We start from the raw sequence: 25678 nt of genomic DNA, 5'->3' as shown, positions 1-25678 counted from the left end.
CCGGCGAGACTAACGTGTCGGCTTACCGAAGCGGCAAAATGGACTTACCCCCGACCCTGGAGGATCAGGACATGGCCGAACTCGTCACCGGCGAGGCCGTCGCGCTCGACCTGCGCGTCGCGCGGCTGGCCAGCCGTGGCTGCGCCTTCCTGCTCGACCTGGTCTTCCAGCTGATCGCCCTCTACCTCGTCGTCTACGTCACGGCGATGACCACGCTCGTCGCGGACGAGGCGTGGACGATCGGGCTGTCGCTGCTCGGCACGGTCGCCGTCCTCGTCGGCTACCCGTGCCTGCTGGAGACGCTGACGCGCGGCCGGACGCTGGGCAAGATGATCGTCGGGCTCCGCGTGGTCGGCGACGACGGCGGGCCGGTCCGGTTCCGGCAGGCCCTCGTGCGGGCGCTGGCCGGGTTCATCGAGTTCTGGACGTTCTACGGCTCCCCCGCGCTGATCACCTCGTTCTGCAACCGGAGCGGCAAGCGGCTCGGCGACCTGTTCGCCGGGACGATCGTCATCCAGGACCGCGTCCCGGCGTCGGTGCTGTTCGGGCCGGTCGCGGTGATGCCGCCGCAGCTCGCCTGGTGGGCCCGGACGCTGGAGATCTCGATGCTGTCGGACGAGCTGGCGATGACGGCCCGGCAGTACCTGTCGCGGTTCTGGGAGCTGCTGCCGGAGGTGCGCGACGCGCTGGGCGAGCGGATCGCCTCGCAGGTCGTCGCGGTGATCAGCCCGCCGCCGCCGGCGGGGGTGCGGCCGGAGATCCTGCTGTCGGCGGTGCTCGCCGAACGCCGGCACCGCGAGGAACTGCGCCTCGCCGAGCGCCGCGCCCGCCGCATGCGCCGCCTCGGCCTCCCCGTCTGGGGCCCGCCGGCCGCCGCTCCGGCCCCCGCGATGGCGGTGGCCGGCCCGCCGATGCCCGCCGGGCCCGTCCGGCCGGGCCCGCCCGCTCCGCCGCCGTTCAGCGCCCCCGCCCCGGGCCAGCCGCGGTTCCTGCCGCCCGCCAACTATGGCGCCGGGCCGTACCAGAACGTCCTGCACGCGCCCCAGCCGCCCGCCGGCCCCCATCCGCAGCAGCCTCCGTACCCGCCGGGCGGCTGACGGTTCGTCAATCACGGACGTGGTTCGGAGCCCTAGCCGGGCAGGGAGCGGAGCTTCTCGTCGAGGGTCGGGCGCAGCTTCTTCAGGCAGAGCACCGGCAGGTAGGCGTTCTCGCTGGTCATGTAGTGCGTGGCGCCGTCCGGGCACTCCTGCTGCGTCCTGACGCGGCCGACGACCTTGGCGATGGCCTCGCCGGACCCGCAGTCGGCCTTGCCCGGCCCGCCGATCTTGAAGGACGGGTCCGCGACGCAGTCGCCGGTCGCCAGCACGCCGCCGCCGGGGCCGAGGCAGAGCACCGGCCTGGCGAGGTCGCCGCCGCCGAACGACCGCATCTTCATGATCTCCAGCGTCCGCGCCGGGCAGGACGACTCCGCGCCGACCCGCGCGATGATCTTGCCGTACCAGTTCGGCTTCGAGCACGCCTGCTCCTTGCCGAAGCCGATCGCGCCGCTGCTCACGCAGTCGCCGACGGACAGGAACGCGCCGCCCGCGCCCGGGTCGCCGGGGTGCGGCCCCTGGAGGTTGCGCACGCACGCCTCGTAGTACTTCTCGTCGGTCGCCTCGCCGCGGACGTTGGTGACGCCGTCCGTCCCCTCGGGGCAGTCCGGCTCGGCCCGGGACGTGATCGTCAGGCCGGACGCCTCGCCCTCGTCGGTGATCTTGAGGACGGTGGCCTTGGCGCCGGAGTCGTCGCAGTCCACCCGGAGGCTCGCGGGGATGCGGTTGCCCGCGTCCATCCCGAAACCGGTGTCGACGCACTGCTCGGCCTTCACCGGGCCGTCCAGCCCGCCGCCGCTCTTGATGAGCATGAACCCGGTGGCGCCCACGAAGAAGACGGCCGCGAGACCGACGACCGCCCACACGAGCGGCGAGGGCTTCTTGGCGGGCGGCGGGGCGGACCCTGGCCCGGGAGGGCCGTAAGAGGGCGGCGGGCCGGTCGGGGCCTGCCAGTCCGGTGCCCGTCCCTGGCCCTGCATGTCCGCCTCCTTGATCACGAAGAGGGACAAAGATAGCGAACACGCGCCCCCGGCCGCGCCCGGGTCGCCGGCTCGAAGCACGTCGCGGCGCAGCCGGATTTCCACGGGGGCGGCGGTCAGCCGAGCAGGTTGGGCGGGGACTCCAGATCGGTCAGCTCGATCCCCGGGGCGGCCAGGACGACGTCGCCCGCCAGGTGGACCGTCTCCACCTCGCCCGTGGCCAGATCGGTGACCTCGTACTCCGCGACCGGCAGCGGCTCGGTCTCCGTCTCGTAGGCTGACGTCCCGGCGAGCCGCCAGCGCCACCGGGTCGTCAGCGCGGACAGCGACGTCCCGCTCACCTGGACGAGCCGGACGTCGGTCTGCGCCCCCTCGTCCAACCCCAGCGAGCGGGCGACCGCGACGAGGAAGCCCGGCGAGTCGGAGACGAATCCCGCCGCGCGCTCGGCGTGCTCGGTGCCCGTCTCCCCGGACGCCCGCACCCACGCCAGCTCGGGCCCGGTCAGGCCGCCGCGCAGCCACCAGCCGGACGTGACGAACTCGACGCGGATCTGCCGCCACCGCGCGTCCACGACCAGGTCGACGCGGAACCCGTCGTCCCTCCGGGACGTGTACCGCCACCCGCCGGGGCCCGGCGCGCACTGGAAACGCTCCTCCAGGCCCTCGTCGAGATGCAGGTACGTCCCCGACGGCATCAGGAGCCGATGCGCCAGGAGTGGAGGTAGTCCTCCTGGTCCGGGGTCAGCAGGTCGATGGAGATGGACATCGACGCCAGCTTGAGGCGCGCGACCTCCGTGTCGATGTGCTTGGGCACCTCGTGGACGGCCGGGGACAGCGTCGCGTGCGACTTCGCCAGCCACGCGCACGTGAGCGCCTGGTCGGCGAACGACATGTCCATCACGGCGGCCGGATGGCCCTCCGCGGCGGCCAGGTTCACGAGACGGCCCTCGGCGAGCAGCACGAGGCGCCGTCCGTCGGCGAGCACGTACTCGTCCGTCTGCGGCCGGATCCCGCGGTGCACCTCGACCGCCATGTCGCTCAGCGCCCGCACGTCGATCTCGACGTCGAAGTGCCCCGAGTTCGCGAGGATGGCGCCGTCCTTCATCACCGCGAGGTGGTCGGCGTTCACGACCTCGCGGTTCCCGGTGACGGTGATGAAGACGTCGCCGTCCGGGGCGGCCTCGGCCATGGGCTGGACCGCGAAACCTTGCAGCGCGGCGTCCAGCGCCTTGACGGGGTCGATCTCGGTGATGACCACGCGCGCGCCCAGGCCCCGGGCCCGCTCGGCCAAGCCGCGGCCGCAGTATCCGAACCCGGCGATGACGATGGTCTTCCCGGCCAGGAGCGTGTTCGTCGCGCGCACGATCCCGTCCAGCGTCGACTGGCCGGTGCCGTAGCGGTTGTCGAACATGTGCTTCGTGTCGGTGTCGTTGACCGCGACCATGGGGAACTTGAGCGCGCCCTCACGCGCCATCTGGTGCAGCCGGATCACACCGGTCGTCGTCTGCTCGCACCCGGCCTTGACCGTGCCGAGCAGGTCGGTCCGGTCGATGTGGAGGGTGTTGACGAGATCGCAGCCGTCGTCCAGCACGAAGTCGGGTTCGGTCTCCAGCGCCTGGTGGATGTGGACGTAGTACCCCTCGCGGTCGGTGCCCGCGCGCGCGAACACCTCGGCGCCGTACTCGTGGACGAGCGCCGCGGCCGTGTCGTCCTGCGTGGAGAGCGGATTGGACGCCGCCAGCGCGACGCTGGCCCCGCCCGCCTGGAGGGTGCGGATGAGCCCGGCGGTCTCGGTCGTGACGTGCATGCACGCCGCGACCTTGAACCCGTCCAGCGGTCGCTCCTCCGCGAACCGCTCCCGGATCTGCCGCAGCACCGGCATGCTCCGCTCGGCCCACCCGATCCGCTTGACGCCCTCGTAGGCCAGCGAACCGTCCGCGATATCGCTCATGAACTCCCCACAGACGCGGCCGCCGGACGGGGACACCCCGCCCGGCAGCCATCATCCCGACAACGTCAGCACCACGTGAATCCGCAGTGCGACGTCCTTAACCCCGGCCCGCGACCACCTCAGCGTCGCGATTGCGTCCGAAGGCAGGATCGAGCTTGCGAGATCCTGATCGCGCAGCGAGCCGCCAGGCGAGACGAAGCGATGCAGCAATCGCCGCTTCGCCCGTTGAAGGAAGGCGCGCCAGCGCCTGACGCCGAGGGCGAAGCGATGGGCTCAGTAGCGGTAGTGGTCCGGCTTGTAGGGGCCTTCCACGTGGACGCCGATGTAGGCGGCCTGCTCCTTGGTCAGCTCGGTGAGCTTGACGCCGAGGGCGTCGAGGTGGAGGCGGGCGACCTTCTCGTCCAGGTGCTTGGGCAGGACGTAGACGCCGATCGGGTACTCGTCGGTCTTGGTGAACAGCTCGATCTGCGCGATGACCTGGTTCGTGAACGAGTTGGACATCACGAACGACGGGTGGCCGGTGGCGCAGCCGAGGTTCATCAGGCGGCCCTCGGCGAGGACGATGATCGAGTGGCCGTCGGGGAAGCGCCACTCGTGCACCTGCGGCTTGATCTCGATCTTCTCGATGCCGGGGGTCCTGGCGAGGCCGGCCATGTCGATCTCGTTGTCGAAGTGGCCGATGTTGGAGACGATCGCCTGGTGCTTCATCCGGCCCATGTGGTCGGCCGTGATGATGTTGAAGTTGCCGGTGGTCGTCACGAAGATGTCGGCCTGGTCGACGATGTCGTCCAGGGTGGTGACCTGGAAGCCGTCCATCGCGGCCTGGAGCGCGCAGATGGGGTCGATCTCGGTGACGATGACGCGGGCGCCCTGGCCCTTCAGCGCCTCCGCGCAGCCCTTGCCGACGTCGCCGTAGCCGCACACCACGGCGACCTTGCCGCCGATCAGCACGTCCACGGCGCGGTTCAGGCCGTCGATGACGGAGTGCCGGCAGCCGTACTTGTTGTCGAACTTCGACTTGGTGACCGCGTCGTTGACGTTGATCGCCGGGAACGCGAGCGTGCCGGCCTTCGCCATCTCGTAGAGGCGGTGGACGCCGGTCGTGGTCTCCTCGGTGACGCCCTTGATCGCGCCGGCGGTCTCGGTCCAGCGGCCGGGCTTGTCGGCGATGGTGCGGCGCAGGGTGTCGAGGATGATGCCCCACTCCTCGGGGTCGTCCTCGGACGCGGTCGGCACGGCGCCGGCCTTCTCGTACTCGGCGCCCTTGTGGACGAGGAGGGTCGCGTCGCCGCCGTCGTCCAGGATCATGTTCGGGCCGGTGCCGTCCGGCCACTGCAGGGCCTGGTCGGTGCACCACCAGTACTCTTCGAGCGTCTCGCCCTTCCAGGCGAACACCGGGACGCCCTTCGGGTCGTCGACGGTGCCGTCCCTGCCGACGACGACCGCGGCGGCGGCGTGGTCCTGGGTGGAGAAGATGTTGCAGGAGACCCAGCGGACGTCGGCGCCGAGCTCGACCAGCGTCTCGATCAGCACGGCCGTCTGGATCGTCATGTGCAGCGAGCCCATGATCTTGGCGCCGCGCAGCGGCTTGGCGGCGGAGTACTCCTCGCGCACCGCCATCAGGCCCGGCATCTCGTGCTCGGCGAGCCGGATCTCCCGGCGTCCGAAGTCGGCCAGCGACAGGTCGGCGACCTTGTAGTCCATGCTTTCGTTGCTCCCTTGGTCATCGGCGCGCCGTCGGCGTGTGCGGGCCGGTGGGCGAGGCTTGACGGGCGCCTGCGGGCCGCGTCAACGCCGCGAGTCTACGGCCGGACGGCACGGGAAGGCACGCCCGGACGCGACTTTCTGACACGAATTTGTCAGAATCGCTCCATGCGCATCACGGAGGCCGCCCGGCGGCTCGGCACCTCGCCCCGCATGCTCCGCTACCGGGAGGCCCTCGGGCTGCTGCCCGTGACCCGCGAGACGGCCCTGGCCAGGCGCGGGAACGGCCACCGGCGGTTCGGTGAGGCCGAGCTGCGGGCCGTCGCGCTCGCCCTCGCGCTGGAGAAGCGCTACGACATCGGCCCGGCCGAACTGGCGTTCGGGCTGCGCGTCCTGGCCGAGCCGCAGGTGCAGGCGCACGTCCGTGAACTGGGCGAACGCATCGGACGGCTGTCCGCGCCGCCGACCCGCGCGCTCGATTTCGAGAAGGAGAAGGCGATGCGCCTGCTGCGCCGGCGCTGACCGCTACGATCCCGCCCAGACCAGCCCGGGTACCCGCCGCACGGCGGCCACCCGCCCTACGGCGGCTAGTTCGCGGCGTTCTCGCCCGGTACCACCACGCCCGACTCGTAGGCGAGCATCACCGCCTGCGCGCGGTCGCGCAGCCCGAGCTTGGTGAACACGCGGGCCACGTGCGTCTTCACGGTGTGCTCGCTGACGACGAGGCGCTGGGCGATCTCCCCGTTGGACAGCCCGCCCGCGATCAGCACGAGGACCTCGGTCTCCCGGGCGGTGAGCGTCGCCAGCTCCGCCGGAGCCTGCGGACGGTTCCGGCGCTGCTTGGTGAACTCGCGGATGAGCCGCCCGGTGACCTGCGGCGCCAGCAGCGAGTCGCCGCGCGCCACCACCCGGACGGCGGAGACCAGCTCGTCGGCGGTCGCGTCCTTCAGCAGGAAGCCGCTGGCGCCGACGGCGAGCGCGTCGTAGACGTACTCGTCCACGTCGAACGTCGTCAGCACCAGCACGCGGACGTTCTCGGCGCCGGGAAGGGCGAGGATGCGGCGGGTGGCCTCGATGCCGTCCATGCCGGGCATCCGGATGTCCATGACGACGACGTCGGGACGGCTCCGCGAGGCGATCGCGACCGCCTCGCGGCCGTCGCCGGCCTCGCCGACGACGGTGATGTCGTCCTGCGCGGCGAGCAGGGCGGCGAACCCGGCCCGCACGATCGTCTGGTCGTCGACGATCAGCACGTTGATCACGTCCGCCGCCTCGCGGGACGGCCGGCGGGCCGGTCAGGGGCGATGTCCGGGGGGCGCCTGCGAACCGTGTCCACGGATGGAATTCCCCTCCCTCGTCAGCGGAAGCTCGGCCTCCACCAGGAACCCGCCCTCGGTGGCCGGCCCGGCGGAGAACCGCCCGCCCAGCATGGTCGCACGTTCCCGCATCCCGACGAGGCCGTGTCCGCCACCGGACTCCGGCGACTCCAGGCGGGTGCGCCCGTCCAGTACGGCGGTACGGGGCTGGGAGCCGTCCCGGTTCAGCACCTGCGTCGGCGCGGAGGCGCCGTCGTCGCGGACGCGGACCGCCAGCCGGTCCGGCAGGAACATCAGGTCGACGTGGACGCCCGCGCCGGGCGCGTGCCGCCGCGCGTTCGTCAGGGCCTCCTGGACGATCCGGTACGCCGACAGCTCGACCGTCGTGGACAGGGCGCGCGGGTCGCCGTGGACGGCGAGGTCGACGTGCCCGCCGGCGCCGCGGTGCTGCTCGATGAGGTCGGGCAGCCGGTCCAGGCGCGGCTGCGGGGAGTTCGCCGCGTCCGGCTCGGGCTGGGCGTCGGCGCGCAGCACGCTGAGCAGCCGCCGCATCTCCACCAGCGCCTCCCGCGCCGTCTTGGCGATCTCGGTGTAGCCGGCCTGGGCCTGCGGCGACAGGTCGTCCATCGTGTACGGGGCCGTCTCCGCCTGCACCGCGATCATGGAGACGGAGTGGGCGACGACGTCGTGCAGCTCGCGGGCGATGCGGGCGCGCTCCCGCATGACGGCCTGCTCCCGCTGGACGGCGGTGAGCCGGGTGAGGGTCTCGTTGTTGCGTTCGGCGGCCTCGGCCTCCGTCCGCCCCGCGGACTCGACGACGCGCCGCGCGTCCCCGAGCCCGATGGCGGCGAGGACGGCGACGATGGGGGCCGGCCACGGGATCTCGCCGAGCGTCCCGGCGGCGAGGTAGACGACCGCGATCGTGGCGACGCTGCCGATGGCGAGGACGCCGGTCGACTGGCGGGGCAGCTGCCGGCCCAGCGCGTACAGCGTGCAGAGCGCGGCGAAGCTCGTGGTGATGAGCAGGATCTGCCCGGTGAGCAGGCTCGCCGCGACCGCGCTGAGCACGACCGCCGCGACCGGGCGCAGGTTCTCCCGGCGCCAGACGAGCGGGAGCGTCGCCGCGACCGCGAACCCGCCGGCGAGGCTGAGCGGCGAGTCGACCTGCGGCGCCAGCTCGGCCAGCGCGGCGATGGTCAGCGCGAGCCCGGTCAGCGGGGCGAAGTACCAGGACCCGACGACCTCCCGCCAGGTGTTGATCCAGCGGGGCAGCGGCGCCGTCGGCCCTGCGGCGCCGGGCGGCGTGCCGGGGGCGCCGGGAGCCGGGCGGCGTCCCGCGCCGCCGGTCAGCCGCGCGGCGAGGCGCACCGCCAGGGGACGCAGCAGGGTGCCGATCCCGGTGAGGATCCACAGCAGCAGCTGCCCGACGCCCGCCACGATCCGGCCGGACAGCCGCCACGCGTGGTGTGCGACGGCTGGGCCGAACCCCGCGGGGTCGGGTCCGGTCCGGGCCTTGTCTTCGGGAGTCACCCCTCAATACTGACCCGTACGGCGTGCCGCCACCTCACCGTGCGGATGTATAGGGAGGAGGCGGGTCCACCTGGAGTACCACGCGGGATCCCTCCTTGAGGGGGACGTCGGGGAGAGTCCCGCGAACGTAATGTCTTAACCGTGACCGCGACGGTGGCCGTCGCCGACGTAGGGGGTTCGGCGGGGCCGCCGCGGTCACACCAGAACCGCCCGGTTTCAGGGGTCCGGGCGGGGAGGCAGGGGAAGCACCTCGCCGGACGGCCGCGGTCCGCATCCGCGGAGGCATCCGCCGGTCTCGCCTGGGCTGGGGTTCGGCCGGCACTGCGGCGGCCGCCCGGCGAGGGGTCCCGTGTTCTCTTCCGGCCGCTGCGCGCGGCGTCAGGACGACGCCGACGCCTCCGGTGCCGCTCCCGCCCCCGCCTCCGCCGCGGCCCCCGCCTCCGCGGCGCCCGTGCGGGACGCCTCGTCCAGCGCCGGCTCCAGGTAGATCAGCTTCGCCTCGGGGCAGCGCGCCCGGATCCTCGCCTCCGCCGCGTCGATGCCCCGCGCCACCTCGGCGGCCGTGTCGTCGTGGTAGACGGCGATCTTCGCGGCGATCAGCAGCGCCTCCGGGCCGAGGTACTCGGTCCGGATGTGGATCAGGCGGGCGACCTCCTCCACCGACTCCAGCGCCTCGACGATCGTCCGCTCGGTGTCGGGGTCGACGCCCTCGCCGATCAGCAGGCTCTTGGTCTCGATCGCCAGGATCGTCGCGACGACGCCGAGCAGCACGCCGATCGCCACGGTGCCGATGCCGTCCCAGACGCCGTCGCCGGTGGCCACGGCCATCGAGACGCCGAACAGCGCGAGGAACAGGCCGACCAGGGCGGCGAGGTCCTCCAGCAGGACGACCGGCAGCTCGGGCGCCTTGGCGCGGCGGATGAACGACCACCAGGACTGCTCGCCGCGGACCTGGTTGGACTCCTTGATCGCGGTGCGGAAGGAGAACGTCTCCAGCACGATCGCGACGATCAGCACCGCGAACGCCCAGACCGGGGCCTTGACGTGCTCCGGGTGGGAGATCTTGTGGTAGCCCTCGTACAGCGAGAACGCCGAGCCGACGGTGAACAGGACGACCGCGACGACGAACGCGTAGAAGTAGCGTTCGCGGCCGTAGCCGAACGGGTGCTCCGGCGTCCGGTCGCGCTCGGACCGCTTGCGGCCGAGCAGCAGCAGCCCCTGGTTCCCCGAGTCGGCCACCGAGTGGATCGACTCCGCCAGCATCGACGACGAACCGGTGAACGCGAACGCGACGGCCTTGGACGCCGCGATCCCGAGGTTGGCGGCCAGCGCGGCGACGATGGCCTTCGTTCCACCCTCAGCACTCATCTAGGTAATCCTCGCTTTGAGCTCTTCGATGGCAGGCACGGGCGTCGGATCCACGCCCAGCGCGATAGCCAAGTAAACCGTGACATAGTCCGCCAGGGCGATCAGTGTCGCGATTCTCTCCAGCGGGTGCTCGCCCTCGGCGCGGATCTCCGTCACCGCGACGCCGCGGTCGCGGGCCATCATGGCGGACGCCTCGCACCGGCCGCGCACCCGGGGATGCTCCTCCACGTCCCGCAGCATGACGAGGTGCAGGCCGTGCTCGGGGTCCTCCGTCCGGTCGCGGAAGAAGTCGTCCGGATCGGGCGGGCCGGACGAGGAGCCGCCGCGCGTGAAGAAGCCGTCGAACGCCATCACCTGGTCGTGGAGCGCCTCCGGCAGCGCGCCGAAGACCGCCGGGTACTTGGCGTTCGTGTTCAGCTGGGCGCACAGCCGGTACGCCGCCGCGCCCGCCACGTCGGACGAGCCCCACACCAGCGGCACGTCCCCGGCGAGGTCGAGGGCGATCCGCTTCGCCGGGTTGACGAACGGCTCGCTGGACGGACGGCACCTGTGCGCGACCTCCTCCAGCCGCGCGGCCGTGGACTCCAGCACCGCGTCCGGCACGTCCGCCAGGCGCAGCGTGCGCGCGGCCAGGAGCAGCGGGACCGCCAGGCCCCACAGCGTCGAACGCGGCTGCCCCGCCGACCGGACGGGGACGAACATCCCGCGGGTCTGGGCGGCGAGGTCGGCGAGCGGCGAACCGGCCGCGCCGACGAACATGAGCCGGCATCCGCGCCGGGCCGCCTCCGCGGCGACGTCCAGGGTCTCCTCGGTGCTCCCCGAGGAGGACACCGCGATGACGAGGTCGGCCGCGCCCACCCAGCCGGGCAGCCGGTGGCCGCGCACCGTGAGCACCGGGACCGCGCAGCCCGCGCCGCACACCGCCGCGAGCACGTCGCCCGCGATGCCGGAGGCGCCCATACCCGCGACCACGACGGCGCGCGGCCGGCCGTCCTCGGCGAGCGTCCCGACGCCCGCCTCCGCCGCCGCCCGCTGCGCCTCCCGCACCTGCGCCGCCGACGAGGCGACCTGCCGCAGCATCCCGCCGGGATCGGCCGCCTCGGCGGCCTCCGCGTCCTCCAGCCGTGCGGGGTCCAGCCCCGCGCTCATGACCCCGCCTCCGCTCGGCGGCTCGGGGCGCCCTTCCGGCGCCGGCCTCCCTCGTCGCTCGTGCCTCGCTCCTCGGTCCGGCCGGTGCCGCGCCCCGGGCACGTCACGGGGCGGGCGTCCTCGCCTCGTCGACGAGCAGGACGGGGATGTCGTCGCGGACGGGGTAGGCGTAGCCGCACGAACCGGTGCACACCAGCTCGTCGGCGTCCTCGTCGGCCCGCAGGTCGCCGCCGCAGTTCGGGCAGGCGAGGATCTCCAGCAGCCAGGAGTCCAGCTTCATCGTCATCGCAGCGTCACTTCTCCCTACAGTGGGTCGTGCCCGACCCGGTCGTCACTTTGCCCTGACCAGGGCCAGAACCTCGTCGCGGATCTCCGCCATGGTCGCCTCGTCGCCCGCCTCCGCGTTGAGGCGCAGCAGCGGCTCGGTGTTGGACGGCCGCAGGTTGAACCACCATCCGGCGGACTCGTCGCTCACGGTCAGGCCGTCCAGCTCGTCGATCTCGACGCCGGGCCGCCCGGCGAAGGCGTCCCTGACCTTCGCGGCGGCGGCGTCCTGGTCGGCGACCTCGCTGTTGATCTCGCCGGACGCGACGTACCGGGTGTACTCGCCGAGCAGCTCCGACAGCGGGCCGTCCTGCTCGCCGAGCGCGGCGAGGACGTGCAGCGCCGCCAGCATGCCGGAGTCGGCGAACCAGAAGTCGCGGAAGTAGAAGTGCGCCGAGTGCTCGCCGCCGAATACCGCGCCCGTCTCCGCCATCGTCTGCTTGATGAACGAGTGCCCGACCCGGGTGCGGACCGGCGTCCCGCCGTGCTCGGACACGATCTCCGGGACGGCCTTGGACGTGATCAGGTTGTGCACGATCGAGGAGCCCGGGTGCTTGGCCAGCTCCCGCGTCGCGACCAGCGCGGTGATCGCGGACGGGGCGACGATCTCGCCGCGCTCGTCCACCACGAAGCAGCGGTCGGCGTCGCCGTCGAACGCGAGCCCGATGTCGGCGCCCGTCTCGCGGACCTTGGCCTGCAGGTCGCGCAGGTTCTCCGGCTCGATCGGGTTGGCCTCGTGGTTGGGGAAGGTGCCGTCCAGCTCGAAGTACATCGGCACCAGGTCGATCGGGAGGCCCTCGAACACCGACGGGACGGTGTGGCCGCCCATGCCGTTGCCAGCGTCCACGACGACCTTCAGCGGCCGGATCGACGACAGGTCGACCAGCGTCTTCAGGTGCTCGGCGTAGCCCTTGAGGACGTCCCGCCGCGACACGGTGCCCGGCTCGCCGTCGTAGCCGGGGACGCCGTCCTCGATCATCTCGCGGATCTCGGTGAGGCCGGTGTCGCGGCCGACCGGGCGGGCCCCGGCGCGGCACAGCTTCAGCCCGTTGTACCTGGCCGGGTTGTGGCTCGCGGTGAACATCGCGCCGGGCAGGTCGAGGCTGCCGCTGGCGTAGTACAGCAGGTCGGTGGAGCCGAGCCCGGCCTCGATCACGTCCGCGCCCTGGGACGTGGCGCCGCGCGCGAACGCCTCGGACAGCGGCACCGACGACTCGCGCATGTCGTGCGCCGTGACGACCGCCTTGGCGCCGGTCACCCGCACGAACGCCGCCCCGGCCGCCTCGGCGATCGCGGGGTCGAGCTCGTCCGGGACGACGCCGCGGATGTCGTACGCCTTGAAGATCTTGCCGAGGTCGCCCACTCCTGCTCCCTGTCCGAAGAACCCGTGCCCGGAAGAATCTGTGCCCCGGAAGAACCTGTGCCCCGGGAAACCGGGTTCACGAGCCTACCGGGAAGGGCGGACGCGACCGGCCGCGACGTCGCCGCGGCGCCGCCCGGCGGGCGGGCGCCTACTCCTGGCCGGGCTGGGTCGCGGCGGGCTCGGAGCGCAGCACCCGGAGGTGGCCGCGGCGGCCGACCTCCGTCCCCTGCCCGACGGGCTCGTGGCCGGTTCCGGGCGCCGGCTTGGCGGCCTCCCGGACGGCGTCGGCGAGGGCCTCCAGGTCGTCCGCGCTGGGCTCGGTCTCCTCCTCGACGGGGAGCCGCACCAGTTCCCACCCCATCGGGGCGGTGAGCCGCTCGGAATGCTCCGCGCACAGGTCGTAGCAGTGCGGCTCCGCGTACGTGGCGAGCGGCCCCAGGACCGCGGTGGAGTCGCGGTAGACGTACGTGAGCGTGAACACTGCGGGCGCCTTGCAGGCGGTGCGGGAGCAGGTGCGGACGGGGCTCACGATGGCTGACCGTACCTCCCTCCCACTGGCTCCGCCACCACCCTGGCGCCCGTGTCGCCGTTACCGGGTGATTTCCGGGGTAAGAACTACATTCCGTACGGCCCCGAACTCTCACCGTCCGGATTCTGGCGACTCCGCGACCCCGGCACTCCCACCGGCCGCCCGGGGCAGCGGAGGTAGGCTGGACGCGTGCGATCCCGTGTGGCAGGCGGACGGCGCCGCGACCGGCACGGTCGTGGCCTCCGTGGTCCTCTGACGCCCCCGCAGGCGCCGGTCTCGCGGACCCGCGCGGAGCGGTTCGACGACCTCGTCGACGACGAGGTGCGCCGGCTCGTCCAGCGCTGGGACCGGGAGCTGGCCCGGGTGGAGTTCGCCGTCGACGACGTCCCCGACATCGAACCGGGGCACACCGGCCCCGCCCCTCTCGGCCGCACGTTCCCCGCCGAGGACGGCCTGCCGGTGCGCATCGTCGTCTTCCGCCGCCCCGTCGAGGCCCGCGCCTCCGGCGAGGCCGAACTGGCCCGCCTCATCCGCGACCTGCTCGTCGAGGAGGTCGCCGACCTCCTCGGCCTCTCCCCCGAGTCCGTCGACCCGAGCTACGACTTCCCCGACGACTGAGCGCAGCGGAAGACGACGGTCAGCCCGCCCTTGTCGGGGGTGCGGTGGTCGCCCCCCGCGATGGCTCAGCCCGGCGTCAGCGCCGTCTGGGAGTCGGCCGTGTCCGGGAGGTGGAAGGTCATCGGGGCGGGTGTGATCGGCAGGACGGTGAACAGGTAGTCGTCGCCCTTGCCCTTGCCGAGGACGCGGGACGCGTAGACGGGGCCCGAACCGGGCTTCGGGGTGATGACGGCGGCGTAGGAGGTGCCGCCCTCGCCCGGGGCGGTGAGTTCGGCCTCGACGGTGCGTCCGGCCTCGATGGCGACGTCCTGCGGGGCGCCCTTCCCAGCGGCGTTCATGGTGACGATCCGGACGGTCGCCGCGCCGAACGGGGCGGTGAGGATCAGCGAGGAGTCGAACCGGTTGTCGGCGGCGACGCCCGGCGCGGACGCGGTGAGCGGCGCGGTGGCCGTACCGTAGGCGACGTCGGCGCCGCGGGTGGCGGCGAAGCCGGCGATGACGGGACGGTCGGCGACCAGCCGGACGGCGGCGGCCTTCCCCGAGAGCGCGCCGGTCAGCGGGACGGCGGTCACGGTCTTGGCGGGCGCGTCCAGGACGTCCTGTCCCTGCGGGGCGAACGCGCCGCCCGGCGTGATCACCTGGACCTTGATGCGGGCATCGGCCTCGCCGGGGACGGAGACCAGCAGGCGGCGCTGCCCGTCACCGCCCGGCACACCGGGGACGACGACGGACGCCGCGGGCCGGGGAGACTGCGGCAGCCACTCGATGCCCTTCTTCTTCCCGATCCGGGCGCGCACCGACGCGGCGACGCGCCCGCTGGTGGTCTGCACGCGCAGCGTCAGGGCGGCGGCGGACTGCACGATGTCGCCGAGGCCCTCGGCGGAGTCGCCGATCCTCACGATCCTGGTCGTGTAGGGCTCGACGAGGATGGCCTGCCCCTCGGGGGTGTCCAGGGGGCCCTCGCCGGACAGGGCGCTCAGGTTCACGGACGCGCGCTGCCCGTCGACGTTGGTGAGGTAGAGGTCGAGGTCGTCGGCGGAGTCGGGTCCGGGGCTCATGAACCACAGGTCGGTGCCGGGGGTGGCGCAGCGGGCGCCGGCGAGGCCGCGGTCGGGGCCGCCGCCCCGGTGGGTGGTCTGCTCGGCCTCCAGCCCGGCGGCGATCGCCCCGGTGGCGCGGAGGGTGTAGGAGTCCTGGCCGGACTTGGTGTCCTTCTCCCAGCTCTGGCCGGCCGTGGCCATGGACGCGACCGGGGAGCCGCCCCTCGTCGGCGTCATGTCCACGCGCCCGCCGCCCTTCTGGGAGAGGGACTGGACGGCCAGCCGCCCGCCCTCGTGCCCCGGGCAGACCATCACGGCGTGGGCGACGGGCGCCGTGCGGCCCTTCTCGGACGCCCCGCCCGGACGGGAGAACGTCGCGGCGCCGTACAGGGCGGCGACGGCGACGAGCATCAGGGCGGCGGTGGCGTAGCGCATGCCGAGGAGGCGCAGAACCTTGTCCACGGGTCAGGACACCTCCTCGGGGCTGGGTTCCTTCACCGGCTCCGGGGCCGCCTCATGCTGGACGCGGGCACGGGTCGCGCGGCGGCGTCCGCGGCGTCCCCCGCGCCGTCCGCGATGGCGCCGCTCCCGGTCGCCGGTGAACCCGAAGGTGTCGGCCTGGGCTCCGGGCAAAGCGAGGACGACCACGAGCAAGACGGCGATGCCCTGGATGACGACCCACGTATGCCGCATCTTGTCCGACCGTGTCAGCTTGAACTCGCCTCCGTCGGGAGGGATGTCGTATGCCTGCGCCCAGCCGTCGACCGTGTGCCGGTCGCGGATCTCCTCGCCGTTGAGGGTGGCCCGCCAGCCGCCGTCGCCGGCTTCGGCGAGGAGCAGGGTGCGCTTGCCGGTGCCCGGCGGGATCTGCACGCGGGCGTTGACGCGGCCCGCCGGCAGCGGCGTGACCGCGGAGCCCTCCAGGAGCATCATGCGGGCGGACTCCGCCTGGAGCCGCCACACGGCGAACGTCCCCGTGCGGCTGAGACGGCTCAGTTCGGGCGACGCGTCCAGCACCTTGGTGATGGGGTCCTTCCGGGGGTGCGGTACCAGGAGGTACTGGACGCCCATCCGGGTGAGCGCGGGGCCGTCGTCGCCTTCGCGTCCTGCGGCCAGGCCGGCGACGAGGTCGTCCAGGCGTTCGTGGGCTTCGCCGTCCACCGCGACCTCTGATTCACCCAGTCTCGGACGCTCGTCCCTGAGGACGGTGTACGAGATCCGCCCGGTGGGCTCCCGGTGCAGGACGAGGGTCCTGGGCCCGCCCGGCGCGCGAAGGAACAAGGGCACGGTGTCGGGGTCGACCTTGCCGAGCGGCCCGCCCGCCCCGCCGGCCACCCAGAACCCGGCGGACAGCAGGGGCGCGGTCAGCGCCACCACCACCACGGCCGCCCCGCCCGCCCGGTAGATCAGGTGCGTGCCGGCGAGGAGCTCGGCGGCGCGCTGGACGGCGGCGGTCGCGGCGAGCAGCACGCCCGTCCCGGCGAAGATCAGCGCCACGCCGGGCCAGACCGGCGCCGTGTCCGCGCCCTTGGTGACGGTGGCGGCGCTGGTCAGCACGGCGACGAGCAGCCCGAACACCGCGAGCAGCCAGCCGGCGAGGACGCCGCCCCGGCGGCCGCTCAGCGGCAGCGCCAGCACGGCCGCCGCGAGCAGGCCCGCGAGCGCCCACCGCGCGGGCGTGCCGGGCCCGCCGGGGTCGAGTGCCAGCAGGTCGGCGGCGGTGGCGGGCTCGAACCGCCGGTGCAGGCCCGCCTCGGTGAGGAGGCGGGAGGGGTGCAGCAGGAGGCCGACCGTCCACGGCAGCATCAGCAGCGGCGGAACGGCGAGCGCGATGAGGAGGTCGCGGCGGCCCTGCCGGTGCGCGGGCCGGTCGAGCAGCGCCCACACCATCCCGGCCGCCAGGACGGCGACGACCCAGACGAGCGGGACGAACGCGGTCGCGACGGCGAGCAGCAGCGCGACCGTCCAGGCGGCCCGTCCCGCGCGCTTGCGCCGCGTCGCGGCGTCGAACCGGGCGGCCTCCGAGCGCGGCAGCCCGTAGACGCGGGCCGCGTACAGGCCGATGAGCGGGAGCAGGACGAGGACGACGGCGGTGCCGAGGCGTCCGCCCGCGATGGCGCCGGTCGCGGCGGGCAGCAGCGCGTACACGGCGGCGAACCACGCGCGGACGGCGGCGACGGGGATGCGGCGGCCGGCGGCGCGGGCGCGGCGGCCGGCCGCCGGCGCCTCGGTGATCAGCAGCCGGGACGCGCGGTAGGCGGTGAGCCCGGCGAGCGGCACGCTGCCGAGCAGCAGGATCGACACGGCCAGCCACGGCTTGCCGAACAGCACCGTCGACAGCGCGGCGAGGACGCCGACGTAGGGCGGGCTCCCCGCGTCGGTGCCGAGTCCGACCGGATGCCAGCCGGCCAGGTACTGCTCCCACAGGTCGCTCGCGCCGCCCCACGCGGGCACGAGCGCGCCGCCGCCGAGCCGTCCGGCGGCGGTGAGCAGGGACCGCTCGGCGGCGACCGCGACGGCCGTCAGCGCGAGGACGAGCAGGACGCCGGGGCGGGCGAGGAACCGGCGGATCGGGCCCGGCTCGTCGGCCGTGATGTCGTCCTCCTGCTCCTCCTGTTCCCGCTCGTGGGCGGCGAGGTACTCCGAGGCCGCCTCGACGGCCCGGCGCAGCACCAGCCAGCGCGGCTGGAAGCGCCGGACGGTGCGGTGCACGCGGGTCCGGCCGTCGGCGCGGGCGGCCCGCGCCCGCCGCAGCCGGCCCGGGTCGCGCAGGACGTCGGCGAGCGCGCGCAGCTCCTCGCGCGCCGCGCCCGGCCGCTTGGTGACCAGCAGGAAGAGGGCGTGCACGAGCGACGCCCACACGTTGCGGGCGGCGGCGCGCAGCATCGCCGGGAGCGGCTGGTTGGCGAGCAGCGTGAACAGGGCGTTGCGGCGGTCGCGGCGCGCCGGATGCTCGGCCGTCATGCCGATCTCGCGGAGACCCCGCCGGGACGCCTCCGCGTGGTAGACGACCGCGTCGGTCGCCGTCACGACCCGGTGCCCGGCGGCGTGCACCCGCCAGCAGAAGTCGAGGTCGTCGCGGAAGATGCCGTACTCGACGTCGAAGCCGCCGAGCCGCTCCCACACGTCCCGGCGGACCAGCATCCCGGCGCTGCCGACGGCGAGGACGTCCCGGACGCCGTCGTGCTGGCCCTGGTCGAACTCGTCCTGGTCGAGGCCGCGCTCGCGGCGCCCGGCGGTGTCCACGGTGACGCCGACCTCGCGCAGGACGCGCCGGTCGTCCCAGTCGCGGACCTTCGGGCCGAGCACCGCCACGTTCGGGTCGGTGCCGGCCGTCCGCAGCAGCTGGGCGAGCGCGTCGTGGGCGGGCGCGGAGTCGTCGTGCAGCAGCCAGATCCACTCGGTGCGCGGGTTCCCGGGGTCGTCGTCGGGGACGGGCGCGGACGCGGCGTCCTGCCGGAGCGCCTCCGCGATCGCCTCCCCGTAGCCGGTGGTGCGCGGCAGCGTGAGGATCTTCCCCTCGCCGGCGACCTCGGCGAGCACGGCGGGGCCCCGGTCGCGGCTTCCGGTGTCCACGATGACGAGGCGCTGCGCGGGGCGCGCCTGCGTGAGCAGCGCCTTCAGCGTCTCCGGGAGCCAGCGCGCGCCGTCGTGCGCGACGAGGACCGCCGTGACGACATGGCGATCGAGAGTGGGGGCCAAGGATCGCTCGATCTGTGGGACGACAGGGTCGTGGCGGAAACGTACAGCAGCCGTGCCGGCTCCGGGGCCGGCACGGCTGCCAACTGTACGCGCGGCCGCGCGGGGCACGCCCGGATCCGCGAGATCCGGGCGCGCGGCTCGATGCGTCCTCGCCGTCCTAGACGGCCTGGCGCTTCAGCTTGCGCCGCTCCCGCTCGGAGAGTCCGCCCCAGATGCCGAAACGTTCGTCGTGCTGCAGCGCGTACTCCAGGCACTCAGTACGCACCTCGCATGCCCGGCACACCTTCTTGGCCTCGCGAGTGGAGCCGCCCTTCTCCGGAAAGAACGCCTCCGGGTCCGTCTGCGCGCACAGGGCGCGCTCCTGCCAGCCCAACTCTTCGCCGTCGCCGTCTGTGCCGTGCGCCAGCGGGATGACCACCTCGCTCACAGCGCACCTCCCTGCCCGTGGAACCCCCTGGTCAATGCCTTCCCTCCGGTTCCTTCCCCCGAGAAGGCATTGAAACTACACGGACGAAATTACACGCGTGTAGCGACTGCCCCGTCAAGCCGGAGAGCTTTCCTGGGCGACAAAACGGGTTATGCCGGGATGGTGTTTACCTGAAGATCGGTTAATCGGGCGGTCACCGGCGGGCTTGGATCACTGCGGCGGCGGCGGACGGTTGTCCCGGTACCAGTCGCCGCCCTGCTCGCCCTGCCCCGGCGCGGGCTGGGTGCCCTGCGGGTCCTGGCCGGAGCCGCCGTAGGCCCGCGTCCACTCGCCCATCTCCTCGTCGGCGGCCGGCTGCTGCCCCTGCTGACCGGACTGGCCGGACTGGCCCGCCTGGTAGCCGCCGCCCTGCGCGCCGTACTGCTGCTGGTAGTCCTGCTGGCCGTACTGCTGCGGCTGGCCGTACTGCTGCTGCCCGTACTGCTGCTGGGCCTGCTGCCCCTCGCCGCCCGCCTGCTGGCCGTACTGCTGGTACTGCTGCTGCCCGTACTGCTGTTGCTGCTGCTCGAAGCCCTGCTGGCCGTACTGCTGCTGCCCGTACTGCTGCTGGCCCTGCTGGCCCTGCTGGTAGCCGAAGTCGGGGTAGCCCTGCTGCATCTGCTGCTGCGGGCGCGCCGGCTGCATCCCCTGGAACACGGTGAAGACGAACCATCCGCCCACACCGACGATCGCGAGCTTCCCGGCGCCTTCCAGGAACGCGGAGAGCTTCGTCAGCGCCGAGATGTACTCGGAGTCCGCGAGCATCCCGCTGAGCCACGAGATGACCCCGAACAGGGCGATGCCGCCGAGGACGCCGAGCGCCCCCATCGTGATCGTCCTGGCCTGCGGCGTCTGCGTCTCGCCCCACGTCACCAGGAGCACCGCGAGGACGAGCACCCCGACGAGCACGATCTGCAGGAACGTCCCGCCCGCGGTCTCGCCGAGCGCGCGGGACGTGAACGACCCGTCGCCGCCCAGAAGGGAGATGAGGCCCGCGAGCAAGTGCAGCCCCGCCGCTGCGAGCAGTACCCAGGCGGCCGGTTCGCGCAGGCGCTGGACGGCTTCCTTGTTCACGGTGAATTCTCCAGACCGAGGCAATCCATTACACGCCAAAGCTTTGCACAGTCTCGTGTGGGGGGGCGACCCCCCACACGAGTTGGCCCAGGGGGGCGACCCCTGGAACCCCCGTTGCGACGCAGGCGATCCTCACGCCGCCCTTGCGGTCTCTTGTGCCCGTGCGGGTGTGTGTGGCGTCGCTGTGGTCGCCCGCGTCGACGGGCATGCCCGCTCCGGGCGCTGGAGCGCCCTCCGCGTGCCTGCCCGTGGTTGTCGGCTCGGGTCCCCGCCAATCTTTCTGCTCAGTTCTTGAGGGTGAGATGTGCCTCGTCCAAGAGGGCGTGTCTCGGGGGCTGGATTGCTTTGGAATTGTGCCTGGTGGTGCTTACTGGGGTCGGGTCGCTGGTGTGCGTCCGTCCAAGAGGGGGTCGATCGTCGCGTGGGCGGGGGGCGGAGCGCCGTAGGGTTTGTGGCATGAAGATCGTGTGTCTGGCGGGCGGGATCGGCGGGGCCCGGTTCCTGCGGGGGCTGCTCGCGGCGGCCCCGGAGGCGGAGATCACCGTCATCGGCAATACCGGGGACGACATTTCGCTGTTCGGGCTGCGGGTCTGCCCCGACCTGGACACCGTGATGTACACGCTCGGCGGCGGCATCAACGAGGAGCAGGGGTGGGGGCGGACGGACGAGACGTTCACCCTCAAGGAGGAACTCGCCGCGTACGGGGTCGGGCCGGGGTGGTTCGGGCTCGGGGACCGGGACTTCGCGACGCACATCGTCCGGACGCAGATGCTCGCGGCCGGGTACGGGCTGTCGGCGGTGACCGAGGCGCTGTGCGACCGGTGGAAGCCGGGCGTGCGGCTCCTCCCGATGACCGACGACCAGGTCGAGACGCACGTGGTCATCGAGGACGAGAAGGGGCGGCGGGCGATCCACTTCCAGGAGTGGTGGGTGCGGCTGCGGGCGTCCGTCCCGGCGCTGTCGATCACGGCGGTCGGCGCGCAGGAGGCCAAGCCCGCGCCCGGCGTGCTCGCGGCGGTCGAGGCCGCCGACGTGGTGCTGTTCCCGCCGTCCAACCCGGTGGTGAGCATCGGGACGATCCTGGCGGTCCCCGGGATCCGGGACGCGATCGCCGCGAAGACCGTGGTGGGGGTCTCGCCGATCATCGGCGGGACGCCGGTGCGGGGCATGGCCGACGCCTGCCTGGCGGCGATCGGGGTCGAGACGTCGGCTCGGGCCGTCGCCGAACTCTACGGGCTCGGGTTGCTGGACGGCTGGCTCGTCGACGAGGCGGACGCGGACGTGCGGGTCGAGGGCATCGAGGTGCGGTCCCGGCCGCTGCTGATGAGCGACGAGCGGGCGACGGCGGACATCGCGCGCGCGGCGCTCGATCTGGCACTGGAGTTGAAGCGGGCGGAGGACGGCGCGTGAGGCTTGAGGTGTTCGGCGTACCGGGGTTGCCGGAGGTCGCCGAGGGCGACGACATCGCGGCCCTGGTCCCGGCCGATGTCCTGCGAGACGGTGACGTCCTCGTCGTCACGTCCAAGATCGTCAGTAAGGCGGAGGGCCGGGTCCTGGTCGCGGACGACCGGGAGAAGGCCATCGACGCCGAGACGGTGCGGGTGGTGGCGCGGCGGACGCACGCGCGCGGCGAGACGCGGATCGTGGAGACGCGGCAGGGGCTCGTGCTCGCGGCGGCCGGTGTGGACGCGTCCAACACCCGGCCGGGGACCGTGCTGCTGCTGCCGGAGGACCCGGACGCGTCGGCGCGGCGCATCCGGGCCGGGCTGCGGGAGCGGGCCGGGGTGGACGTGGGCGTGATCGTGTCCGACACGCTCGGACGGCCCTGGCGGAACGGGCTGACGGACGCCGCGATCGGGGTGGCCGGGCTGGAGCCGCTCAGCGACCTGCGCGGGCGCGAGGACTTCTACGGGAACCGGCTCGACGCCACCATCACCGCCGTCGCGGACGAGATCGCGGCCGCCGGGGAGCTGGTCAAGGGCAAGCTCGACGGGGTGCCGATCGCCGTCGTGCGGGGCCTGGCCGGGCTGGTGACGGCGGACGACGGGCCGGGGGCGCGGGCGCTGGTGCGTCCGCCGTCCGAGGACATGTTCCGGTTCGGGTCGGCGGACGTGCTTCGCGCGCGCCGCACGATCCGCGAGTTCACCGCCGAGCCGGTGGACCCGGCGGCGGTGCGGCGGGCCGTCGGCGCCGCGATCACCGCGCCGGCGCCGCATCACACGACGCCGTGGCGGTTCGTGCTGCTGGAGTCGGCGGAGTCCCGGACGCGGCTGCTGGACGCGATGCGCGACGCCTGGGAGGCCGACCTGCGGCGGGACGGCTTCTCCGAGGAGTCGATCACCAAGCGGCTGCGGCGCGGGGAGGTGCTGCGGCGGGCCCCCTACCTCGTGGTGCCGTGCCTGGTCATGGACGGCTCGCACGCCTACCCGGACGAGCGCCGGTCGCGCGCGGAGCGGGAGATGTTCGTCGTGGCGGCGGGCGCGGGCGTGGAGAACCTGCTGGTCGCGCTGGCGGTCGAGGGGCTCGGCTCGTGCTGGGTGTCGAGCACGATGTTCTGCCGCGACGTGGTCCGCGACGTGCTGGACCTGCCGGACGAGTGGGACCCGATGGGCGCCGTCGGCGTCGGCCACGCTGCCGCGCCGCCACGCGATCGCCCGGCGCGGAGCGCGGAGGCGTTCATCGAGGTCAGGTGACCGCGGCGACGCGCCGGCGGCGCGAGGATCGGCTGACCTCGTGACGGGGGTCCGGGGGTCGCCCCCCAGGCGGGCGGCGATGCGGGAATAGATCGCGGGCGTCCGGGGCTGGCCTCTCTGCGGGGCCGTTCGCGGCCCCCGGCGCGGCGCGAATTATGACGATTGGCATAGAGTGCCCGCATGGACGGCATGAGTTCCGCTCTTCGTCGGGCCCTGGCCCGCGCGCGTGACGGCAAGACACTGGACCGATCCGAGGCCACCACACTGCTGCGCGCCCGCGGGGCGCAGCTCGACGATCTGCTCGCCTACGCGTCCCGCACCCGGGACGCCGGTCTGGACGCCGCCGGCCGTCCGGGCGTCATCACCTACAGCCGCAAGGTCTTCATCCCGCTGACCCGCCTCTGCCGGGACCGCTGCGGGTACTGCACGTTCGCGACCGTCCCGCACCGGCTGGACGCGCCGTACCTCAGCCCGGACGAGGTGCTGGAGATCGCGCGGCGCGGCGCCGAGATGGGCTGCAAGGAGGCCCTGTTCACGCTCGGGGACCGTCCCGAGGACCGGTGGAAGCAGGCTCGCGAGTGGCTGGACGCGCACGGCTACGACGACACGCTCTCGTACGTGCGCGCGATGGCGATCCGGGTGCTGGAGGAGACGGGCCTGCTGCCGCACCTGAACCCGGGCGTGCTGACGTGGCGCGACTTCCAGCGGCTCAAGCCGGTCGCGCCGTCCATGGGCATGATGCTGGAGACGACGGCGACGCGCCTGTTCAGCGAGCGGGGCGGGCCGCACTTCGGGTCGCCGGACAAGGACCCGGCCGTCCGGCTGCGGGTCCTGGAGGACGCGGGCCGCACGAACGTCCCGTTCACGACGGGCATCCTGATCGGCATCGGCGAGACGGTCGAGGAGCGCGCGGACGCGATCTTCGAGATCCGGCGGACGACGCGGGAGTACGGGGCGATCCAGGAGGTGATCGTCCAGAACTTCCGCGCCAAGCCCGACACCAAGATGCGCGACACCCCGGACGCGGAGCTGGAGGAGCTGGCCGCGACGATCGCGGTCACGCGGCTCGTCCTCGGGCCGAAGGCGCGCGTGCAGGCGCCGCCGAACCTGGTCGCCGACCAGTACGCGCTGATGCTCCGGGCCGGGATCGACGACTGGGGCGGCGTCTCGCCGCTGACGCCCGACCACGTGAACCCCGAGCGGCCGTGGCCGCAGATCGACGAGCTGGCCGAGCGGACCGCCGAGTCGGGCTTCGCGCTCCGGGAACGGCTGACGATCTACCCCGAGTACGTGCGGCGGGGCGAGCCGTGGCTCGACCCGCGGCTGATCGGGCACGTGGCGGCGCTGGCCGACCCGGAGACCGGGCTGGCGCGCGAGGACGCCGTCGTCGAGGGGCGTCCCTGGCAGGAGCCCGACGGCGGGTTCGAGGCGTCCGGGCGGACGGACCTGCACACGTCGATCGACACGACCGGGCGGACGAGCGACCGGCGCGACGACTTCGACGAGGTCTACGGCGACTGGGACGCGCTGAGGGAGCGCATGTCCGCCCCCCAGCGGTTCGACGCCGACGTCAAGGCCGCGCTCGCGCGCGCGGAGCAGAACCCCGCCGGACTGTCGGACGACGAGGCGCTCGCCCTCCTGCACGCCGACGGGCCCGAACTCGACGCGCTCGCCGCGCTCGCCGACGGGCTCCGGCGCGATGCCGTCGGCGACGACGTCACGTACGTCGTCACGCGGAACATCAACTTCACGAACGTCTGCTACACCGGCTGCCGGTTCTGCGCGTTCGCGCAGCGGCGGACGGACGCCGACGCCTACACGCTGTCGCTGAGCCAGGTCGGCGACCGGGTGGACGAGGCGTGGGCGGCCGGCGCCACCGAGATCTGCATGCAGGGCGGGATCCATCCCGACCTGCCCGGTACCGCGTACTTCGACCTCGCGCGGGAGGTGAAGCGGCGGGCGCCCGACATCCACCTGCATTCGTACAGCCCGATGGAGGTCGTCAACGGCGCCTCCCGGACCGACCTGTCCATCCGGGAGTGGCTGCAGGCCGCGAAGGAGGCGGGCGTCGACTCGCTGCCGGGGACGGCCGCCGAGATCCTGGACGACGACGTGCGCTGGGTGCTGACCAAGGGGAAGCTCCCCACCGACCAGTGGGTCGAGGTCGTCACCACCGCGCACGAGATCGGCATTCCGACGACGTCCACGATGATGTACGGGCATGTGGACACCCCGTCGCACTGGGTCGCGCACATCAAGCTGCTGAGGTCGATCCAGGAGCGGACGGGCGGGTTCAGCGAGTTCGTGCTGCTGCCGTTCGTCCACCACAACTCGCCTATCTATCTCGCGGGGCTGGCGCGTCCGGGGCCGACGGTCCGGGAGAACGTGGCCGTCCACGCCCTGGCGCGGATCCTGCTGCACGGAGCGATCCCCAACATCCAGACGTCGTGGGTGAAGCTGGGGGACGAACTGTGCACGCGCGTCCTGCAAGGGGGCGTGAACGACCTGGGCGGCACGCTGATGGAGGAGACCATCAGCCGCATGGCCGGGTCGGAGAACGGTTCGTTCAAGCCCATCAGCGACCTGGAGGAGATCGCCCGGCTCGCGGGACGTCCGGCGAGACAGCGCACGACCCTGTACGGCGAGGTTGCGGCGGAGCGCCTGGAAGCGGCCCGCCGCACGGACGGCATCGGCAACTTCGGCCGCCTCCCTCTGACCCCCCTCTCCCGTTGACCTGCGGCGTGTTGTTGTTAAGAGAGGTTGCATAACAACAACAC

21 protein-coding genes are annotated in these 25678 nt (G+C 73.3%); 6 read left to right on the top strand and 15 right to left on the bottom strand.

The window, feature by feature from the left end:
• The first annotated feature begins 71 nt into the window (after positions 1 to 71).
• Complete coding sequence (locus tag SM611_RS12500; RefSeq protein WP_371949658.1) at positions 72 to 1097, top strand: RDD family protein; 1026 nt, start codon at positions 72 to 74, stop codon at positions 1095 to 1097.
• A gap of 32 nt (positions 1098 to 1129) precedes the next feature.
• Here SM611_RS12500 and SM611_RS12495 read toward each other — a convergent pair whose 3' ends face one another.
• The 4 genes from SM611_RS12495 to ahcY (SM611_RS12480) all read right to left on the bottom strand — a co-directional run bounded on the left by SM611_RS12495 (position 1130) and on the right by ahcY (SM611_RS12480) (position 5729).
• Positions 1130 to 2092 (bottom strand): LppU/SCO3897 family protein, encoded by a 963-nt coding sequence (locus tag SM611_RS12495; RefSeq protein ID WP_371949657.1) that lies wholly within the window; start codon positions 2090 to 2092, stop codon positions 1130 to 1132.
• A 98-nt stretch (positions 2093 to 2190) separates the two neighbouring features.
• The gene (locus tag SM611_RS12490; protein ID WP_371949656.1) at positions 2191 to 2769 is read right to left on the bottom strand and encodes a hypothetical protein; all 579 of its coding nucleotides are present in this window, start codon (positions 2767 to 2769) and stop codon (positions 2191 to 2193) included.
• Complete coding sequence (gene ahcY / locus SM611_RS12485; protein ID WP_371949655.1) at positions 2769 to 4025, bottom strand: adenosylhomocysteinase; 1257 nt, start codon at positions 4023 to 4025, stop codon at positions 2769 to 2771. Before ahcY (SM611_RS12485) ends, SM611_RS12490 begins: the two co-directional genes overlap by 1 nt.
• A 273-nt stretch (positions 4026 to 4298) precedes the next feature.
• Positions 4299 to 5729, bottom strand: a complete 1431-nt coding sequence (gene ahcY, locus SM611_RS12480; protein WP_371949654.1) for an adenosylhomocysteinase — start codon at positions 5727 to 5729, stop codon at positions 4299 to 4301.
• 168 nt (positions 5730 to 5897) lie between these two features.
• Here ahcY (SM611_RS12480) and SM611_RS12475 point away from each other — a divergent pair, with 168 nt between their 5' ends.
• Positions 5898 to 6251: a MerR family transcriptional regulator gene (locus SM611_RS12475; RefSeq protein ID WP_371949653.1), complete on the top strand. Its 354-nt coding sequence runs from the start codon at positions 5898 to 5900 to the stop codon at positions 6249 to 6251.
• 65 nt (positions 6252 to 6316) lie between these two features.
• On the opposite strand, the gene SM611_RS12470 is transcribed toward SM611_RS12475, so the two are convergent.
• The 7 genes from SM611_RS12470 to SM611_RS12440 form a co-directional block, all read right to left on the bottom strand.
• Positions 6317 to 6991 carry a response regulator gene (locus SM611_RS12470; protein ID WP_371949652.1) on the bottom strand — a complete coding sequence of 225 codons (675 nt, stop codon included), beginning with the start codon at positions 6989 to 6991 and terminating at the stop codon, positions 6317 to 6319.
• Between the two features lie 33 nt (positions 6992 to 7024).
• Positions 7025 to 8575: a sensor histidine kinase gene (locus tag SM611_RS12465; RefSeq protein WP_371949651.1), complete on the bottom strand. Its 1551-nt coding sequence runs from the start codon at positions 8573 to 8575 to the stop codon at positions 7025 to 7027.
• Between the two features lie 378 nt (positions 8576 to 8953).
• The gene (locus SM611_RS12460) at positions 8954 to 9943 is read right to left on the bottom strand and encodes a cation diffusion facilitator family transporter (protein WP_371949650.1); all 990 of its coding nucleotides are present in this window, start codon (positions 9941 to 9943) and stop codon (positions 8954 to 8956) included.
• Entirely contained in the window at positions 9944 to 11092 is a 1149-nt protein-coding gene (locus SM611_RS12455; RefSeq protein WP_371949649.1) for an SIS domain-containing protein, read from the bottom strand.
• Between the two features lie 103 nt (positions 11093 to 11195).
• Positions 11196 to 11378, bottom strand: coding sequence for a Trm112 family protein (locus tag SM611_RS12450; RefSeq protein WP_371949648.1), 183 nt, complete (start codon positions 11376 to 11378; stop codon positions 11196 to 11198).
• Positions 11379 to 11423: 45 nt separating this feature from the next.
• The gene (locus SM611_RS12445) at positions 11424 to 12779 is read right to left on the bottom strand and encodes a phosphomannomutase/phosphoglucomutase (protein ID WP_371949647.1); all 1356 of its coding nucleotides are present in this window, start codon (positions 12777 to 12779) and stop codon (positions 11424 to 11426) included.
• 148 nt (positions 12780 to 12927) lie between these two features.
• On the bottom strand, positions 12928 to 13308 hold the full coding sequence (locus SM611_RS12440; RefSeq protein WP_371949646.1) for a DUF3499 domain-containing protein: 381 nt from the start codon (positions 13306 to 13308) through the stop codon (positions 12928 to 12930).
• Between the two features lie 201 nt (positions 13309 to 13509).
• Between SM611_RS12440 and SM611_RS12435 the strand changes: the two genes are divergently transcribed.
• Complete coding sequence (locus SM611_RS12435) at positions 13510 to 13926, top strand: metallopeptidase family protein (RefSeq protein WP_371950035.1); 417 nt, start codon at positions 13510 to 13512, stop codon at positions 13924 to 13926.
• A gap of 65 nt (positions 13927 to 13991) precedes the next feature.
• Here SM611_RS12435 and SM611_RS12430 read toward each other — a convergent pair whose 3' ends face one another.
• The 4 genes from SM611_RS12430 to SM611_RS12415 all read right to left on the bottom strand — a co-directional run bounded on the left by SM611_RS12430 (position 13992) and on the right by SM611_RS12415 (position 20208).
• Positions 13992 to 15428 (bottom strand): DUF5719 family protein, encoded by a 1437-nt coding sequence (locus SM611_RS12430; protein ID WP_371949645.1) that lies wholly within the window; start codon positions 15426 to 15428, stop codon positions 13992 to 13994.
• 3 nt (positions 15429 to 15431) lie between these two features.
• The gene (locus tag SM611_RS12425) at positions 15432 to 18668 is read right to left on the bottom strand and encodes a glycosyltransferase (protein ID WP_371949644.1); all 3237 of its coding nucleotides are present in this window, start codon (positions 18666 to 18668) and stop codon (positions 15432 to 15434) included.
• Between the two features lie 157 nt (positions 18669 to 18825).
• A complete protein-coding gene (locus SM611_RS12420) occupies positions 18826 to 19095 on the bottom strand; it encodes a WhiB family transcriptional regulator (RefSeq protein WP_131966384.1) in 270 nt (89 codons plus the stop codon).
• A gap of 210 nt (positions 19096 to 19305) precedes the next feature.
• Entirely contained in the window at positions 19306 to 20208 is a 903-nt protein-coding gene (locus tag SM611_RS12415) for a hypothetical protein (protein WP_371949643.1), read from the bottom strand.
• Between the two features lie 456 nt (positions 20209 to 20664).
• Here SM611_RS12415 and cofD point away from each other — a divergent pair, with 456 nt between their 5' ends.
• The 3 genes from cofD to SM611_RS12400 all read left to right on the top strand — a co-directional run bounded on the left by cofD (position 20665) and on the right by SM611_RS12400 (position 25634).
• Complete coding sequence (gene cofD / locus SM611_RS12410) at positions 20665 to 21618, top strand: 2-phospho-L-lactate transferase (RefSeq protein ID WP_371949642.1); 954 nt, start codon at positions 20665 to 20667, stop codon at positions 21616 to 21618.
• Complete coding sequence (locus SM611_RS12405) at positions 21615 to 22901, top strand: coenzyme F420-0:L-glutamate ligase (protein ID WP_371949641.1); 1287 nt, start codon at positions 21615 to 21617, stop codon at positions 22899 to 22901. Before cofD ends, SM611_RS12405 begins: the two co-directional genes overlap by 4 nt.
• 180 nt (positions 22902 to 23081) lie before the next feature.
• On the top strand, positions 23082 to 25634 hold the full coding sequence (locus SM611_RS12400) for a bifunctional FO biosynthesis protein CofGH (RefSeq protein WP_371949640.1): 2553 nt from the start codon (positions 23082 to 23084) through the stop codon (positions 25632 to 25634).
• Positions 25635 to 25678: the final 44 nt, after the last annotated feature.

This window comes from Actinomadura monticuli, assembly GCF_041463655.1.
GTDB lineage: Bacteria > Actinomycetota > Actinomycetes > Streptosporangiales > Streptosporangiaceae > Spirillospora > Spirillospora monticuli.
The sequence above is the reverse complement of the archived record's forward strand: the minus strand, read 5'-3'. Positions and strand labels throughout refer to the sequence as shown.